This is a genomic window from uncultured Veillonella sp. (genome assembly GCF_905209685.1).
GTDB lineage: Bacteria > Bacillota > Negativicutes > Veillonellales > Veillonellaceae > Veillonella.
In genome coordinates this window covers 1-15368 of record NZ_CAJLUB010000032.1, presented here as the reverse complement: position 1 = coordinate 15368, position 15368 = coordinate 1, and the positions used below count along the sequence as shown (strand labels likewise).

At 38.7% G+C, this 15368-nt stretch carries 10 protein-coding genes; 9 read left to right on the top strand and 1 reads right to left on the bottom strand.

What is annotated here, in order from left to right:
* Window positions 1–286: 286 nt before the first annotated feature.
* Both QZ055_RS04050 and QZ055_RS04045 read left to right on the top strand, forming a co-directional pair.
* The gene (locus QZ055_RS04050) at window positions 287–1903 is read left to right on the top strand and encodes a methyltransferase regulatory domain-containing protein (protein ID WP_295824811.1); all 1617 of its coding nucleotides are present in this window, start codon (window positions 287–289) and stop codon (window positions 1901–1903) included.
* A gap of 349 nt (window positions 1904–2252) precedes the next feature.
* Window positions 2253–3281: a YafY family protein gene (locus QZ055_RS04045; protein ID WP_195186645.1), complete on the top strand. Its 1029-nt coding sequence runs from the start codon at window positions 2253–2255 to the stop codon at window positions 3279–3281.
* Between the two features lie 74 nt (window positions 3282–3355).
* Here QZ055_RS04045 and putP read toward each other — a convergent pair whose 3' ends face one another.
* Window positions 3356–4843: a sodium/proline symporter PutP gene (gene putP, locus QZ055_RS04040; protein ID WP_295824810.1), complete on the bottom strand. Its 1488-nt coding sequence runs from the start codon at window positions 4841–4843 to the stop codon at window positions 3356–3358.
* Between the two features lie 323 nt (window positions 4844–5166).
* On the opposite strand from putP, the gene recQ reads away from it, so the two are divergent.
* From recQ to QZ055_RS04005, 7 genes are all read left to right on the top strand, one after another.
* Window positions 5167–7050, top strand: a complete 1884-nt coding sequence (gene recQ / locus QZ055_RS04035; protein ID WP_295824809.1) for a DNA helicase RecQ — start codon at window positions 5167–5169, stop codon at window positions 7048–7050.
* Between the two features lie 116 nt (window positions 7051–7166).
* Entirely contained in the window at window positions 7167–7958 is a 792-nt protein-coding gene (locus tag QZ055_RS04030; RefSeq protein ID WP_129823877.1) for a thymidylate synthase, read from the top strand.
* 131 nt (window positions 7959–8089) lie between these two features.
* Window positions 8090–8584: a dihydrofolate reductase gene (locus QZ055_RS04025; RefSeq protein WP_005385658.1), complete on the top strand. Its 495-nt coding sequence runs from the start codon at window positions 8090–8092 to the stop codon at window positions 8582–8584.
* Window positions 8581–10905, top strand: a complete 2325-nt coding sequence (locus QZ055_RS04020; protein ID WP_295824807.1) for a Tex family protein — start codon at window positions 8581–8583, stop codon at window positions 10903–10905. Before QZ055_RS04025 ends, QZ055_RS04020 begins: the two co-directional genes overlap by 4 nt.
* Before the next feature lie 280 nt (window positions 10906–11185).
* Window positions 11186–12670 carry an aldehyde dehydrogenase family protein gene (locus QZ055_RS04015; protein ID WP_295824805.1) on the top strand — a complete coding sequence of 495 codons (1485 nt, stop codon included), beginning with the start codon at window positions 11186–11188 and terminating at the stop codon, window positions 12668–12670.
* Window positions 12671–12913: 243 nt separating this feature from the next.
* A complete protein-coding gene (locus tag QZ055_RS04010; RefSeq protein ID WP_363178717.1) occupies window positions 12914–13993 on the top strand; it encodes a hypothetical protein in 1080 nt (359 codons plus the stop codon).
* Window positions 13994–14171: 178 nt separating this feature from the next.
* On the top strand, window positions 14172–15059 hold the full coding sequence (locus QZ055_RS04005) for an immunity protein YezG family protein (protein ID WP_295824812.1): 888 nt from the start codon (window positions 14172–14174) through the stop codon (window positions 15057–15059).
* Window positions 15060–15368: the final 309 nt, after the last annotated feature.

Genomic DNA, 15368 nt, shown 5'->3' with positions numbered 1-15368 from the left:
ATCTCATGAAAATACCCCCTTTACTGGTTGTCCAGTAAAGGGGGTACATATCACTCGAGGGTGCCTCTTTTGTATATAAAATTATATCTTCCATATGTTTGAGTCTATCTTACATTAATAGGGGCACGTCATGAATCTGTTATTCCTATGTTACTAATGCTTTTACCATAGGTAATATATTAGGAATTTGATATAATATTAGATAGTTATGCAGTTATACGTAAGTATATTGCATTGTTACATTGATAGATAACTAGGTAATTTTAATCGTAATATAGAGGTGCTTATGGCTAAGGATAACCAACAGATCACAACAGATGATATGCAACAAACAATATATAAAGAGTTAGGCTATAAATCCTATCCATTTCCATTTACAACACCTGCGTATTTAGAAGCGTATGGTACACTTGTAGGTCTTAATACTCCGCCTGCAAAGACAGCTCGTGTCCTTGAATTAGGTGCTACCTATGGTGGAAATATTATTTCTCAAGCTGTACATAATCCAGAAGCGACCTTTGTAGGTATAGAGCTTTCTCAAGATCAAGTAGAGAAGGGAAACAAAATTATTAGTGATGCTAAGTTGGATAATGTATCTCTAATTCAAGGGGATATTATGAACTTTGATGAGACCTTAGGAACCTTTGATTACATTATCGCTCATGGTTTTTACTCTTGGATTAGCGATGAAATGAAGGATAAGTTGCTTGATATTATATCTCATCATTTGGCTGATAATGGCATTGCATATGTATCCTATAATACATATCCAGGTTGGCATACGATGGAAGAGGTTCGTCAGCTCATGCTATTTGCTAATCGTGGACATGATGAATTAACGCACAAGGAAAAGGTGTTGCGCGGTAAAACTGTGGGCAGCTTAGTAGGTTCTCAAATTCTTAATTATGACAACCTTAAGGAACGTAATAGTAAATTCTTAGGCGCTTTGCGTTCTGTTATGCAAAAGGATGATTATTATGTAGGTCATGACCATTTAGAGCCTCATAATGATCCATGTTACTTCTATCAATTCAATGATCATTTGAAAGCTCACAATCTTACATATGTATGTGACGCAGATTTGACATTGTCCATGGTTCGTACCTATGATGACAGCATCGCCGATAAACTTGAAAAATTGGCTCCTAATAGCCAAGCGGACCAAGAACAATATTTAGACTTTATGCTTGATACAACATTCCGCAAGTCTATTATCTGTAAAGCAAGTGCTGCAAAGGATATTAGCTATGATGTAGCTAATCCAGATAAGGTGAATACAGTACCTGTACGGTCTATCGTAAATAGTTTTGTATTCCAAATCCTCTTTGATGAAGAAGCATTAAAAATGTTTGAAAATGAGCTTGTACGAGATACATTCCAAGCGCTCATTAAAGATGGGGGCACTTTCAATATGATCGAAGCCCTTGCCATTTTAAAAGCTGCTCATGATACTGCTAATGCATCTGAAGATGACTTAGAACCAGCTGTATGTAGTTTATATAAAGCTATCGTTGAACATATGGTACGCGGTGGTATTCGATTCTATAAAACATTCCCTGATAAACAGGAATATATGGAGGGCTTATCCTATGTACCAGCTCGTTTTACAAACTTTGTAAAAGCTATTGCTGATGGTGGTAGTGAATATATTTATGGTGCAAATATGTTCAATGACGCTGTTGGTGATATTTCTGAAGAAGATTTATTGTTCATGGAATTATTGAATAAGCCTAAAGCCAAGTCTACTATGATTAAGAAGATTAAAGATTCTCTCTTTAGCGCTGATAAGGCCCAAACTGGTAAACATCAAAATGCCATGGCGGAAGCATTCTATAATGAATTGACGAAGCGTATGGAGCAATTAGGCTTTATTAGACGTAAGAAAAACGATGGTCTTTCGTAATTCGTTTTAAATTTCTAAGATAATATTTTGGGGATTCATATAATCTTCAGAATAAATATAAAACCCATTATACTTATAACATTTATGTGTATTAAGTAGTAATGGGTTTTTGTTTTATATAATTTAATTTAATCTTTTTTAATAATTATTACATTTAGTTATTTAATATTGCCAAAAAAGTATAGTAAATCGATAAAATTAATGAGAAATAAATGAACCATATATGAAAAGTGTGGTATACTATGTATGGGTATTTTTGTGAACATCATCCGATGTGTTGTGGATGATATTATAAATTGTATTAGTTACAATGTTGTTTTTATTGTATTATTTGTAAAAGGAGTCTTTTATGGCATCTAAGAAGGCCGTTCTAGTATATATACTAGAAATCCTGAAAAGTGAAACGGATGCTAATCATACTTTATCTCAAGAGGAGATTCGCAGTATATTAGCCGAGCGGTACGAGGTATCCGTCGATCGGAAGACCTTAGGCCGTCATTTAAATGATTTATATGAATCTGGTGATTTTGGTATTCAATGTGAAGAGTCTGCCGTAGGAGCAGATGGTACTATTCGCCGTACTGATTTTTATATGATTCATACCTTTGAAGATTCGGAATTGAGATTATTAATTGACGGTATTTTGGCGTCTCGTCATATTACCGCATCTCAACGTAAGGATTTAATTAGTCGTGTTGCTAAATTGGGTAGCTCTCATTTCAAGCCCCATGGTATTGATATTGAAAGTGCTACGGGTTACCTTCATAGAAGTCAGGACTTATTCCTTAACATTGATCTCATAGAGGAAGCAATACAAAAGGGGAGAAAAATTTCCTTGGCTTATTGCCAACCTGACGTGGATAAACGATTACATATCAATCTCGGTCCAGATAATAAGGAGCGAAAGTATGTATTCAATCCATTCCAACTAGTTATGAATCGGGGACACTATTACCTAGTTGGGAACCATGAAAATTATGATGACATGTCTACATTGCGTGTCGATCGAATTGCACACATTACGGTGCTGAGCGAACGTAGAAAACCTTTACGGGAGATAAAGGGCTATAACCAGCAACGCACCTTCAATGTATCGCAATATGTAAAAGAACATATTTACATGTTCGGTGGTGAATCCGTTACCGTAAGTTTTAAGGCAAAGCGGTCTATTGTAAACCAAATTTTAGATTGGTTTGATGGCAATGTGGAATTCACCAACGTCACATCTGATGATGTTGTATGCCGTGTACGTGTAAATCATGATGCCTTTAAGTATTGGGCACTTCAATATATGCAAAGTGTGAAAGTACTTTCACCAACATCCTTGGTAGCAGAAGTGAAAGAAGCTATTAAGGAAGGCTTAGCACAATACTCATAATAAAAGAGCTAGTTGATCGTTGAATCAACTAGCTCTTTTTTTATGTATGCTATTTTAAACGTCCGATTTCTAATTTATAGAACATGCATTTTTTCTGCTTCACGATAGTCCTTAAGAACTGGACGAGGAGGTAATTTACCCATGATACTCACTACATAGATAGCGATGGAAGAGAAGAGGAAGCCTGGCACGATTTCGTAAAGGCCGAGGAATCCAAATTGTTTCCAAATAAGAACGGTTAAACCACCTACGACGATACCTGCGATACAGCCATGACGTGTCATACGTTTCCAGAATAAGGAGAACAAGATAGCTGGACCAAAGGCAGCACCAAAACCTGCCCATGCATAGGCAACCATGGTTAAGATGTAGCTATCTGGATCCATTGCCATATAGATGGCTATTAACGCAACTAGTAGTACTACGATACGACTTACTAGTACCAGCTCTTTATCACTCGCTTTAGGATGAATGATATTTGCATAGAAGTCATTAGAAATGGCAGAGGCTGTTACTAATAACTGGGCAGATGCAGTACTCATGATAGCTGCGAGTACGGCAGACCAGATGAGACCTGCTACAAATGGTGTAAAGAGGCGTTCTGTCATGATGAGGAATACAGTTTCTGCATCAGTGCCTACTAATACATCAGGCAACATATATACGTGACCGATGAGGCCTACAGCGATGGCTGCCATAAGGGATAAGATAACCCAAACCATGGCGATATTTGTAGATTTCTTAAGCTCTTTCGCATCGGAGATAGCCATGAATCTTACGAGGATATGAGGTTGACCGAAGTAGCCAAGACCCCAACCAAGAGAAGAGATTAAGCCGATAGCCCATGTGAACCAGTCGGATGGATCACCAAATAGGCTAAGTCCTTGAGGAAACTCGTGTTGAATGAGTTGGAATGTTTCAATAGGACCACCCATAAACATGGCAGCTGTAATTGGTACCGCTAAGATAGCGAAGAACATCAATGCCCCTTGGATACAATCTGTCCAAGATACGGCGAGGAAGCCGCCGAGGAATGTGTAGAATACGACGATACCCGCTGTAATAAATAGAGATACAGTGTAATCAAGACCAAAGATGGTGTTGAACAGTTTGCCACCTGCTACGAACCCTGATGATGTATAAATCAAGAAGAAAATCAAGATAAATAGGGCGGAGATAACGGCTACCGAATGAGATTGATCGTGGAAACGATTTTTCAAATAGTCCGGTAAAGTTAAACTGTCACTAGCTACCTCAGTATGGTTACGCAAGCGTCTAGAAACAAACTTCCAGTTTGCCCATGTGCCTAATGTGAGACCTACGGCAATCCATACACCAGAAATCCCTGTAGTATACGCTAGGCCAGGCACACCCATGAGCATCCAACCACTCATATCTGATGCTTCTGCACTAAGTGCTGTGATCCATGGTCCTAGTTGTCGGCCACCGAGAATGTAATCACCGATGCTGTTAGATTTCCTGTAATAGTAGACCCCGATATACATCATGAGTCCTAGGTATAAGGCAAAGGCGATGATAATCATTAAGTTGTCTTGTGTCATGCCTATATAAGACCTCCTTAGGTTGTAGTTCTATTCTATAGTATTATAAATAATTCCTATTGTACCATATATTAGCGCTTTAGAGTGTAAAAATTTCGTGATATTACGTAGTTTCTATACAAATTTTGAAGCTTGGCTTTCTAGATATGCATTAGACGTTGGACTGAGAAATCGTATATACTAATAAACCCAACGGCATATGAAATATGTTAAAATATAAGAATAGAAAAACGAAATTTCGTGTTTTGTATACGAAATTTCGTTATTGATAGTTGTAATTATGGTCTTGTATGTATATTTCTGGAACATGAAAGGAGGTACCTATGGAACAACAGCCAGCTTCAAAACAAGCTATTGCATCACAGTCGGTTGATATGAAGCAACAAGCTATGATGAAACGACAGGCATTACGGATGTTGGAAACATACTTTGGGTATACCTCCTTTAGACCGGCTCAGGAGGCTCCTATTACTTCCTTATTACGCAATGAAGATGTAATTGGCATCATGCCGACGGGAGCCGGCAAGTCTATCTGTTTCCAGATTCCTGCGCTTTGCAAGCCGGGCCTCACAATCGTATTTTCGCCACTAATATCCCTTATGAAAGATCAAGTAGATGGTCTATTAGTACAGAACATTCCGGCGGCGCTCATCAATAGTACCCTTACCCAAGCAGAGTTTAATAAGACTATGTACAAGGTGCGTAGTGGTAAGATTAAGCTGTTGTATATTGCACCAGAGCGACTAGGTTCTAATTTCTTCTGTAATGTATTGCGAGCATTGCCTATAGCTCAAGTTATCGTTGATGAGGCTCACTGTATTTCTGAGTGGGGACATGACTTTAGACCGTCCTATCGGCTCATTGGTGAGTGGCTCAACTCGCTACCGAAGAGACCTATCGTAGGAGCTTTTACCGCGACGGCTACAAAATATGTAGAAAATGATATTAAGAAACTATTAGGCCTTGAGAATGCGAATGTGTATGTAACGGGCTTTGATCGGCCTAATCTATCCTTCTCTGTCATTCGTACACCAAAGCGCATGGATTACGTAGTCCATTATGTGCGTCAACATGCCAATGAAAATGGTATTATCTACTGTGCAACGCGCAAGGATGTAGATCGGGTGTATGAAAATCTAACCCGTGCAGGCATTAAGGTAGGTCATTATCACGGTGGGCTCAGCGATGAGGTGCGCCGTGAGATGCAAAACGCCTATGCAGATGATAAATTGCAGGTTATGGTGGCTACCAATGCCTTTGGCATGGGCATTGATAAAAGTAATGTGCGCTATGTGTTGCATTGCCAAATGCCGCGTAACATGGAGTCCTACTATCAAGAGGCGGGCCGTGCAGGTCGCGATGGAGCACCTGCAGAATGCATCTTGCTCTACAGCGGGCAGGATGTACAGGTTCACAAGTATTTAATTGAACAGTCCATCGAAACTCCTGAGCGCCAAGAGGTGGAACTACGCAAGTTGCAGTCTATGATTGATTACTGTTTCTGTAGTAATTGTTTACGTAAATATATGCTTAACTATTTTGGTGAAAGCACCGTTTGGACCACATGTGACAATTGTAGCTCCTGTAAAGGTTCTGCCGATAAGGTAAATGTAACGAAAGAGGCGAAGGCCATCTTCCGTGCCATTATGGGTACCGACGAGCGCTATGGCGCATCTATGATTACCGCTATCGTGCGCGGTGAACGAACGGATCGCATCATGCGCGCAGGACATGATGCATTGCCTGTTTTTGGTTTATTGAGCAATGTAGACGAGAAATCGATTAAGGGCCTTATTCAACAATTTGTGGCTTCTGGCTACTTGCGTAGCTCTACAGGTAAATATCCAGTACTATCTTTGACGGCTGGTGCTGAGGAAGTCCTTGCTGGGCATAAAGAGGTAGAGGAAATCAGACAACATGTGTCTGTACCGTCTCGCACTCGTCGGTCTACGTCCAATGTGGCTCGAGGAAATTCTAATTCCGGTGTAGGTGGTTTATTTGAACATTTGCGACAACATCGCAAGCGCTTAGCCGAAGAGGCCGGTCTTCGACCATATCTTATCTTCCCTGATACAGTGCTTATTGATCTAGCCAATTTACGACCAACCACATTGGGTGAGTTTGGCAATGTTAAAGGTGTAGGGGAAGCAAAATTGAAAAAATATGGCCTCAGTTTTTTACAGGCCATTGCAGAATATAAGGGATAATAAATTTTACTGTATATATGGTAGTACGATGTATTTTTTAGTATGATAGTACTATATATTGTAAGATATAAAGTTAGTATTATTCGACGTGTTATATATAAGATTTAGGGGGACATATGAGTCTAGCAGATACACAATACCTCGGTATTATTGAAAATATTTTAGAACACGGCACGTATGGTCAAAATCGTACCGGTGTTGCAACTTATAAATTGCCACATCAAATTATGCAATTCGACTTGCAAGAGGAATTTCCAATTTTGACTACAAAATTTGTAGCTTTCAAAACGGCGGTAAAAGAATTGTTATGGATTTGGCAAATGCAATCTAACGATGTACGTAAATTACAAGAAATGAACGTGCGCGTATGGGATGAGTGGATGCGTGAAGATGGTACTATTGGTAAGGCTTATGGTTACCAAATTGCAAAGTACAAACAACTTGATAAGCTCATCAAGACTATCAAGGAAGATCCGGATAGCCGCCGTATGATTGTTACATTGTGGAATATTGAAGATTTAGATGATATGGCATTGCAACCATGTGCGTATGAAACATTATGGGACGTAGCTGATGGACACTTAAACTGCATGCTCATCCAACGTAGTGGCGATATGGGCCTTGGCGTTCCATTTAATACAGCTCAATATGCAGCATTACAATGCATGATTGCCCAAGTTACCGGTCTTAAACCTGGTAAATTTACTCATGTTATCAACAATGCTCATGTCTATGAAAACCATGTAGAAGCATTGCGCGAGCAATTAGCACGTCGCGATCAAGCATTGCCAGCTCCAAAAATTATTGTGAATCCTGAGGTAAAAGACTTCTATGACTTCACACCAGAGGACGTTACATTAGACGGGTATGAACATCTAGGTAAATTGTCCATGACTGTTGCTGTATAGCATTATATTCATGACAATTGTTAAATAGCATAATATGTATGGCTGTTGCTATATAGTATTGTGTTCGTAGACATTGCTAAATAGCATAATTTATGACTGTTGCCATATAGCATTAACCGAAAGAGGCCAGTATGTTAGCATTAATCGTAGCCGTAGCACATAATCGTGTGATCGGTAAAGATAATACCTTGATTTGGCACTTGCCGAATGATTTGAAATTCTTTAAAGAGAAAACGACAGGTCATGTCATCATTATGGGCCGTAAGACCTTTGAAAGTTTGCCGTTCTTGTTGCCAAATCGTGAGCACTGGGTGATTACCCGTGATAAGGGCTTTGATGCGCCAGAAGGAGTTAAGATTTTCCATAGTCCTGAGGCGGCTTCAGAAGCAGCGCGTGTTCTTGATGCGGCCTATGTTATCGGCGGTGCTCAAGTATACGAGGCTTTCTTGCCTTACGTGGATACGATGTACATTACAGAAGTAGACCACGAATTTGAAGGGGATGCATTTTTCCCAGAGTTCTCAGAGGAGGCTTTCACCATTGAATCCGTTGTAGACGGCGTGGTGGATGAGAAGAATACATATCCTCATCGTTTTGTAACCTATCGCAGAAAGGCATCTAAATGAGTGAAAGAATGTTTGCCATTATTGGCAGTGAATTAAATGTTAAGCCAAAGCAGGTGCAAGCTGCCGTAGAATTATTAGACGAAGGCAATACGGTGCCATTTATTGCGCGTTACCGTAAAGAGGTAACGGGCGAATTGCAAGATGAGCAATTGCGCACCATTGAAGAACGCATTAAATATCTGCGCAACTTGGAAACACGTCGCCAAGAAATCATTGCATCTATTACAGAGCAAGAAAAGATGACCGACGAGTTGATGAAGTCCTTAGAAGCAGCAACAAAGCTTCAAGAGTTAGAGGATCTCTATTTACCGTATCGTCCTAAGAAACGTACCCGTGCTATGATTGCCCGTGAACGTGGATTAGAGCCGTTAGCGGAAATGATCCTTAACGATACAGTTACCTCTGGCGATCCATTAGAGATCGCTAAAGAATTTGTAACGGAAGAGGTGCCAACACCGGAGGACGCTATTCAAGGTGCATCAGATATCGTAGCGGAAATTGTTAGTGATAGTGCAGACTTCCGTGCATATTTGCGTAAAAAGATGTGGAACGAAGGCTTTATTCAAGCTGAGTTGACTGGTGATGAAGAGATACAACAACAGTTCTTGCAATACGCAGAATATGCTGAACCGGTTCGACAAATGCCGTCTCACCGTATCTTGGCGGTTAATCGCGGTGAAAAATTAGGAGCTTTGAAATTAGCCCTTACCGTACCAGGTGATACTTATGTTGCTTACATGGTGCAACGGTTAGAGAAAAATCCAAAATCCATCTTCGCAGACTATAAAGCGGCTGCAGTAGCCGATGCGTATAAACGTCTAATTTTCCCTGCTCTAGAGCGTGATATCCGTAATGAGTTGACGGAAAATGCGGACGAACAAGCTATCAAGGTATTTGGTGTAAACCTTAAAAATCTATTGTTACAACCGCCTTTGGCAGGTCATGTTATCATGGGCCTTGACCCTGGTTACCGTACAGGTTGTAAGATGGCTATCATCGACCAACAAGGTAATGTGCTAGATTATGGTGCCTACTATTTAACTAATAGTGAAAAGCTTCGCAAGGAAGCACAAAAGGTATTGGCTGATAAAATCCGTAAGTTCAAAGTTACCCTCTTATCCATTGGTAATGGTACTGCATCCTACGAAACAGAGCAGTTTGCATCTACTATGATTGAAGAGGAGAAATTAGACTGCCACTACATCATTACTAATGAAGCAGGTGCATCTGTGTACTCCGCATCTAAATTGGCTATCGATGAATTACCAGATTTAGACGTAACAATTCGCGGTGCCGTATCCATTGCACGCCGCGTGCAAGATCCATTGGCTGAATCCGTTAAAATTGATCCTAAATCTATCGGTGTAGGTCAATACCAACATGATGTAAATCAAAAGCAATTGACTCATACCCTAGATCAAGTGGTTGAAACTGTAGTAAACCACGTTGGGGTAGAGCTCAACACAGCATCTCCAGCTATCTTGCAACATATTGCAGGTATCTCTAGTACAGTGGCTAAAAACATCGTTGCATACCGTCAAGAGAATGGCGTATTTAAAAGTCGTAAGGAATTGCTAAAAGTACCGCGTTTAGGTCCTGCAGCGTTCACACAATGTGCTGGTTTCCTTCGCTTGCAACACGGTAAAAATCCACTAGATAATACATCTGTCCATCCTGAGTCCTATGAATTGGCAGAACGCATTATTGGTGAATTGGGTTTTACCTTAAAAGATTTGCAAGATAAGGCGCAACTAGAAGCGTTACAAGTGAAATTACCGCTCGTTGATGCGGAGAAAATGGCCGCTAAACTTGATGCGGGTGTACCAACTGTACGAGATATTCTAGCTGCTTTGGCAAAACCAGGTCGTGACCCTCGTGAAGATTTACCGGCACCGCTTACGAGAAAACATGTAGTAAGCCTTGAAGATATCAAGGTAGGTACTGTGGTAAAAGGTACGGTTCATAACGTAGTTGACTTCGGTGCCTTCGTAGATTTTGGCCTTAAAACTAATGGTCTATTGCATCGCAGTGAATTATGCAATAGTCGTCAACATCCATCTGATGTATTGGCTGTAGGCGATATCATTGAGGCTCAAATCATTTCTGTTGATGTTAAACGTAATCGTATCGGTTTATCTGTAAAAGCATTGCAACCAGAAAAGCCAAAGAATAACGATAATGACCGTAACAGAAATAATAATGGTCAACGTCGAAACAACGATCGTAATAATAACCGTCATAATGATCGTAACAATAGTGGTCGACAAAACAATAATCGAAATGGTGGGAACCGTAATAATGGGGACCGCCGTAACAGATAATCTCATATATTTTTAGCTTCAAGAATAGAACTTTATATTACATTACATAAATGGTAATCAATTGATAATTATTCTTGACTAAAAGTCATCGCATATAAAACCGCACTCTCTATAGTATTAGAGGGTGCGGTTTTTCCATATAACTTAAAACTATGTAGAATAATGCGGAATGGATATATCGAAAATGATATATCTGATTGAAATATTTAGATATAAGGCGTATGATGAAATCACAGAGGAGATCTTCCTCAATATATGTTCCTAAATAGGAGGTAATGCTATGAGCTTGAACCTTAAAGAAAGATATGGACTTTTAATTAATAATGAATGGGTAGCGGCATCTGATGGTGCTGAATTTAATGTATATAACCCTTCTAATGGCGAACAACTTGCTATCTGTGCAGAGGCTACAAAAGATGATGTTGATAAAGCGGTAGCCGCTGCAACAGAAGCTTTTAAAACTTGGAAAAAAGTATCTCAAGTAGAGCGCGCTGATTACTTGTTAAAAATTGCTGACGCTATTGATGCTCATAAAGAGCACTTGGCACAAGTTGAAACATATGACAATGGTAAACCGATTCGTGAAACTTTGAATGTAGATATTCCGCTTGGTGCTGACCATTTCCGTTACTTCGCAGGTGTACTTCGTTCCGAAGAAGGCTCCGCACAAGTATTTGATGAAAATACATTGAACCTCATCCTTCGTGAACCGATTGGCGTTGTAGGTCAAGTAGTACCTTGGAACTTCCCGTTCCTAATGGCAGCTTGGAAATTGGCACCAGCTCTTGCAGCAGGTTGTACAGTTGTTATCAAACCTTCTAGCCATACATCCCTTAGCCTTTTAGAATTAGGTGATATTTTGAAAGAAATCTTGCCTCCAGGGGTTGTAAATATCGTAACAGGTAAAGGCTCTAAATCTGGTCAATATATCCTTGATCATCCTGGTTTCAGCAAACTTGCTTTCACAGGTTCCACTGAAGTAGGTCTTGATGTATATAAAGCAGCATCTGAACGCTTGATTCCTGCTACCTTGGAATTAGGTGGTAAATCTGCGAATATCTTCTTTGAAGATGCAAACTGGAAACAAGCTCTTGATGGGGCAATGCTCGGTATCCTCTTCAACCAAGGTCAAGTATGCTGCGCAGGTTCCCGTATCTTCGTACAAGATACAATTTATGATAAATTCGTAGCTGAACTTTCTGCATTATTTGATAAGGTAAAAGTTGGTTTGCCTTGGGAAGAATCTACACAACTAGGCTCCTTGATTTACGAAGCTCAAGTTGAAAAAGTACTTAGTTATGTAGAACTTGCTAAAGAAGAAGGCGCTCGCATTGCAGCTGGTGGTGTACGCGTTACTGACGGCGAACTTGGCAAAGGTTGTTTCATTAGACCTACACTTATCGTAGATGCTACAAACGATATGCGCGTAGCTCGCGAAGAAATCTTCGGCCCTGTAGCTGTTGTTATTAAATTCCACAGCGAAGAAGAAGTTATTGAACAAGCTAACGACAGCTTATACGGTCTTGGCGGCGGCGTATTTACTCAAAACCTTAACCGTGCAATCCGCGTAGCTCGAGCAATCGAAACAGGTCGTATGTGGGTTAACACATATAACTCCATCCCAGCAGGTGCACCATTCGGTGGCTATAAACAATCTGGTATCGGCCGTGAAACTCACAAAGTTATCCTTGAACACTACACTCAAATGAAAAACATCATTATTAACTTGAGCGATAAACCATCTGGTTTCTACGATTTAGATTAATCATATATAAATTTCTCCAATAAACTATAACAATGAGGCACCTCCTTGGAGGTGCCTTTTTTGTGATTAACAATAGCTTATTATCTGTGAAAGGATACAGTATGCTATAATTGTAGCCATATAAAATCGTGTTATTTAGAGAGGGCTATTAGAAAATCAAACCCTAAGGCAATACTTAAGTAAATAGAGTAAATGCATAGTGAAGAATATTTGTACTAGATAAAAATAAGGAGTATGAAATTAATGAATCCTATTCCCATCAAAAAATTGTATAATCCCCAATATGATTTGTTAGCTACTAGCGATAGAATGGAATTATTACATAAGATTGGAAAAATATATAATTTAGAATTAATATGCTTTAAAGAATTTACTGCCTTTGGAAAATCCACATATACGGCGGTATATCGTTCTCATGATGGTATAGAATTTGTATTTGTTCCTGGAGATACTGTTACGTTAGGGTTTGATTTTAAAAATAAACCATTTCAGGATATTTTTAATGATGAAAATTTAGCGGACCTTGCCTATCCATTTGTCGAGGGATATGAAGAGGAAATCTTTAGTGAAGACGATGTTCAAACTAAGATTCGCGAAACACTGGAAGATGAAGAGGTACTATCCAACATAGAAACGTATTTTAAACATAATTTTACTCGAGAAGATGAGTTTGTAATCCATCCATTATTGGTACAAAAAGAGTATAGTGAGACCTGCTGGAGTCTTATTCCAGCTGATATGCTTACACAAAATAAAGAATGGCAAAACATGATAAAAAAAGCCGAGGAAAAAGGTGTTTCTGAAGTGATGGTGCACAATACTGTTTGTTTATATAAAACAGACGATAGCAATTGGTGTGGCAAACTTTATGAAGAAACAACATTTAAGAAACTTTTACAGGATATAAAAGATAATAGATATTCTTTGCCTACACAAAGAGAGTGGGAGTATTTAGCTGGCAAGGGGTGTAGAACTATCTTTCCATGGGGAAACAATATAGATTTCTCTATGAATTTAAAGCATATGGAATGGATGGATACTGATGGAGAGTATACGTTAGAAAAAGAAAACTTTTTTGGCCTTGTTATAGGTGACGATCCGTATTGTAGAGAAATTGTATATGATAATGATGTGTTTTCCTATAAAGGTGGAGATGGTGGCCGCAATATATGTGGAGGATTAGGTGTTGTTTGGGGGTATTTTCCGGTTTCGCCATACTTTAAAGATAAGGACTTATCAATAGGTGATTATATAAATGGTGGATATGATTTCTTTAGGAGGATTATAAGAATTGATGATAGTGTGAAGGAAGGCTACATGTAAAATAACATGATAATTAAGATGGAATAAATGGACTATATTCATAAATATCTTACAATGTGTTGGTAAAATGTCCCATAACCCTTGATTTTACTGGCTTCGAATACTAGGTAAAGCTCAAGAAGGACATTTAATTGCAAAGATATTTAATAGTTCTGGTGATATAGATAATTTGGGTGCTATGGATAGATATATTAATAAGATAAGAGACATATTGGTAGAGTGTATGCCTAAATATTGGTATAAGGTCTATTTGTTTTTTGAATGTACAGAATCAGGAATGAGTTCTGCTTGTTATAATGTTAAGACTCCTTCGGGTTCTATTATTACTGATGGTGATTTGTTATATAATTGTAGTGATGAAAAAGTAAAATCTATAAAAGCTGGGATTAGTGAGATTTTGACGTATGTACGTTTACTTCATGAAGCTTCTACAGAACAATGGACGTGGGGAACAATGTATATTTCACGCGATGACTATGAACCCCATTGTGAATTTCATAATGATCCTGTAACTGACGATTGTTGGCTTCAAAATAGATATAAGTGGGAATATCAGAATTTTGGTGTTCTAGCTAGAGAAGATGAGTTTGAGCCGGATGTATATAAAGAAATGATAAAAGGTCCTCGAGGTGTTTTATTATTGGAAGATATGGAATCCCGTATATTAGCAAAAAATTATACTGCCATAGACAAGGCCTTTAGATTAGAACATAAGAGTATAGAGGATGAGCTCGAGAAGCATTATAATGCTCTGGCAAAAAAAATATTCAAATTAACTCCACTAGACTGGGGTTTTGTAGAATTGAATTTTGAAAGTCGTAATAATAGTTCTTCAGTAGAACTTTCAATTTATCGGGCTGATAATAACACCTTAATTTCACGGTATGTAGAAGACAATAATGATGAACCTGTTATTATTTCAGAAATTATGTCTGATTTAAAGCATGAGGTTTTAGATATGATAGAAACTTTTAAATTCTACAATCAAAATCCATTCTCTAGTATGGTTTATACTTTAACTTCTGAAGGTCAGTTGTCTTTAGATTTTTCTTATGATAACAAATGATTTGTATTAATTATTGATGTTTATATTAGTCATATGTATTTAGTATAGGGTAATTTTATATTAGATATAGTTTCTGTGTATGCTAAGAAAATATCGTTAATTAGAACCACCCGTAAAACGGGTGGTTTGCTCACGGGCTATAAGCCTGTAGTAATAGGCCAGCGTCTAAAGGCGCTGGCTTTCACTTCGTTCAAGCCGTATAGTCATTGACTCATAACGGGCCCCGTAAAGGGGATATGTATTACTTGCTACCATTAAAAGGGTCCTCATATTCTTTTACACTAAGTTTATCTTTCATTTGGTCATGTA

Bases quoted from the DNA above. Each gene is read 5' to 3' on its own strand.
- QZ055_RS04020 (WP_295824807.1), top strand. From the start codon at position 8,581: ATGAGTGAAAGAATGTTTGCCATTATTGGCAGTGAATTAAATGTTAAG.
- QZ055_RS04010 (WP_363178717.1), top strand. From the start codon at position 12,914: ATGAATCCTATTCCCATCAAAAAATTGTATAATCCCCAATATGATTTG.
- QZ055_RS04045 (WP_195186645.1), top strand. From the start codon at position 2,253: ATGGCATCTAAGAAGGCCGTTCTAGTATATATACTAGAAATCCTGAAA.
- QZ055_RS04015 (WP_295824805.1), top strand. From the start codon at position 11,186: ATGAGCTTGAACCTTAAAGAAAGATATGGACTTTTAATTAATAATGAA.
- QZ055_RS04025 (WP_005385658.1), top strand. From the start codon at position 8,090: ATGTTAGCATTAATCGTAGCCGTAGCACATAATCGTGTGATCGGTAAA.
- putP (WP_295824810.1), bottom strand. From the start codon at position 4,843: ATGACACAAGACAACTTAATGATTATCATCGCCTTTGCCTTATACCTA.
- QZ055_RS04005 (WP_295824812.1), top strand. From the start codon at position 14,172: ATGGATAGATATATTAATAAGATAAGAGACATATTGGTAGAGTGTATG.
- recQ (WP_295824809.1), top strand. From the start codon at position 5,167: ATGGAACAACAGCCAGCTTCAAAACAAGCTATTGCATCACAGTCGGTT.
- QZ055_RS04030 (WP_129823877.1), top strand. From the start codon at position 7,167: ATGAGTCTAGCAGATACACAATACCTCGGTATTATTGAAAATATTTTA.
- QZ055_RS04050 (WP_295824811.1), top strand. From the start codon at position 287: ATGGCTAAGGATAACCAACAGATCACAACAGATGATATGCAACAAACA.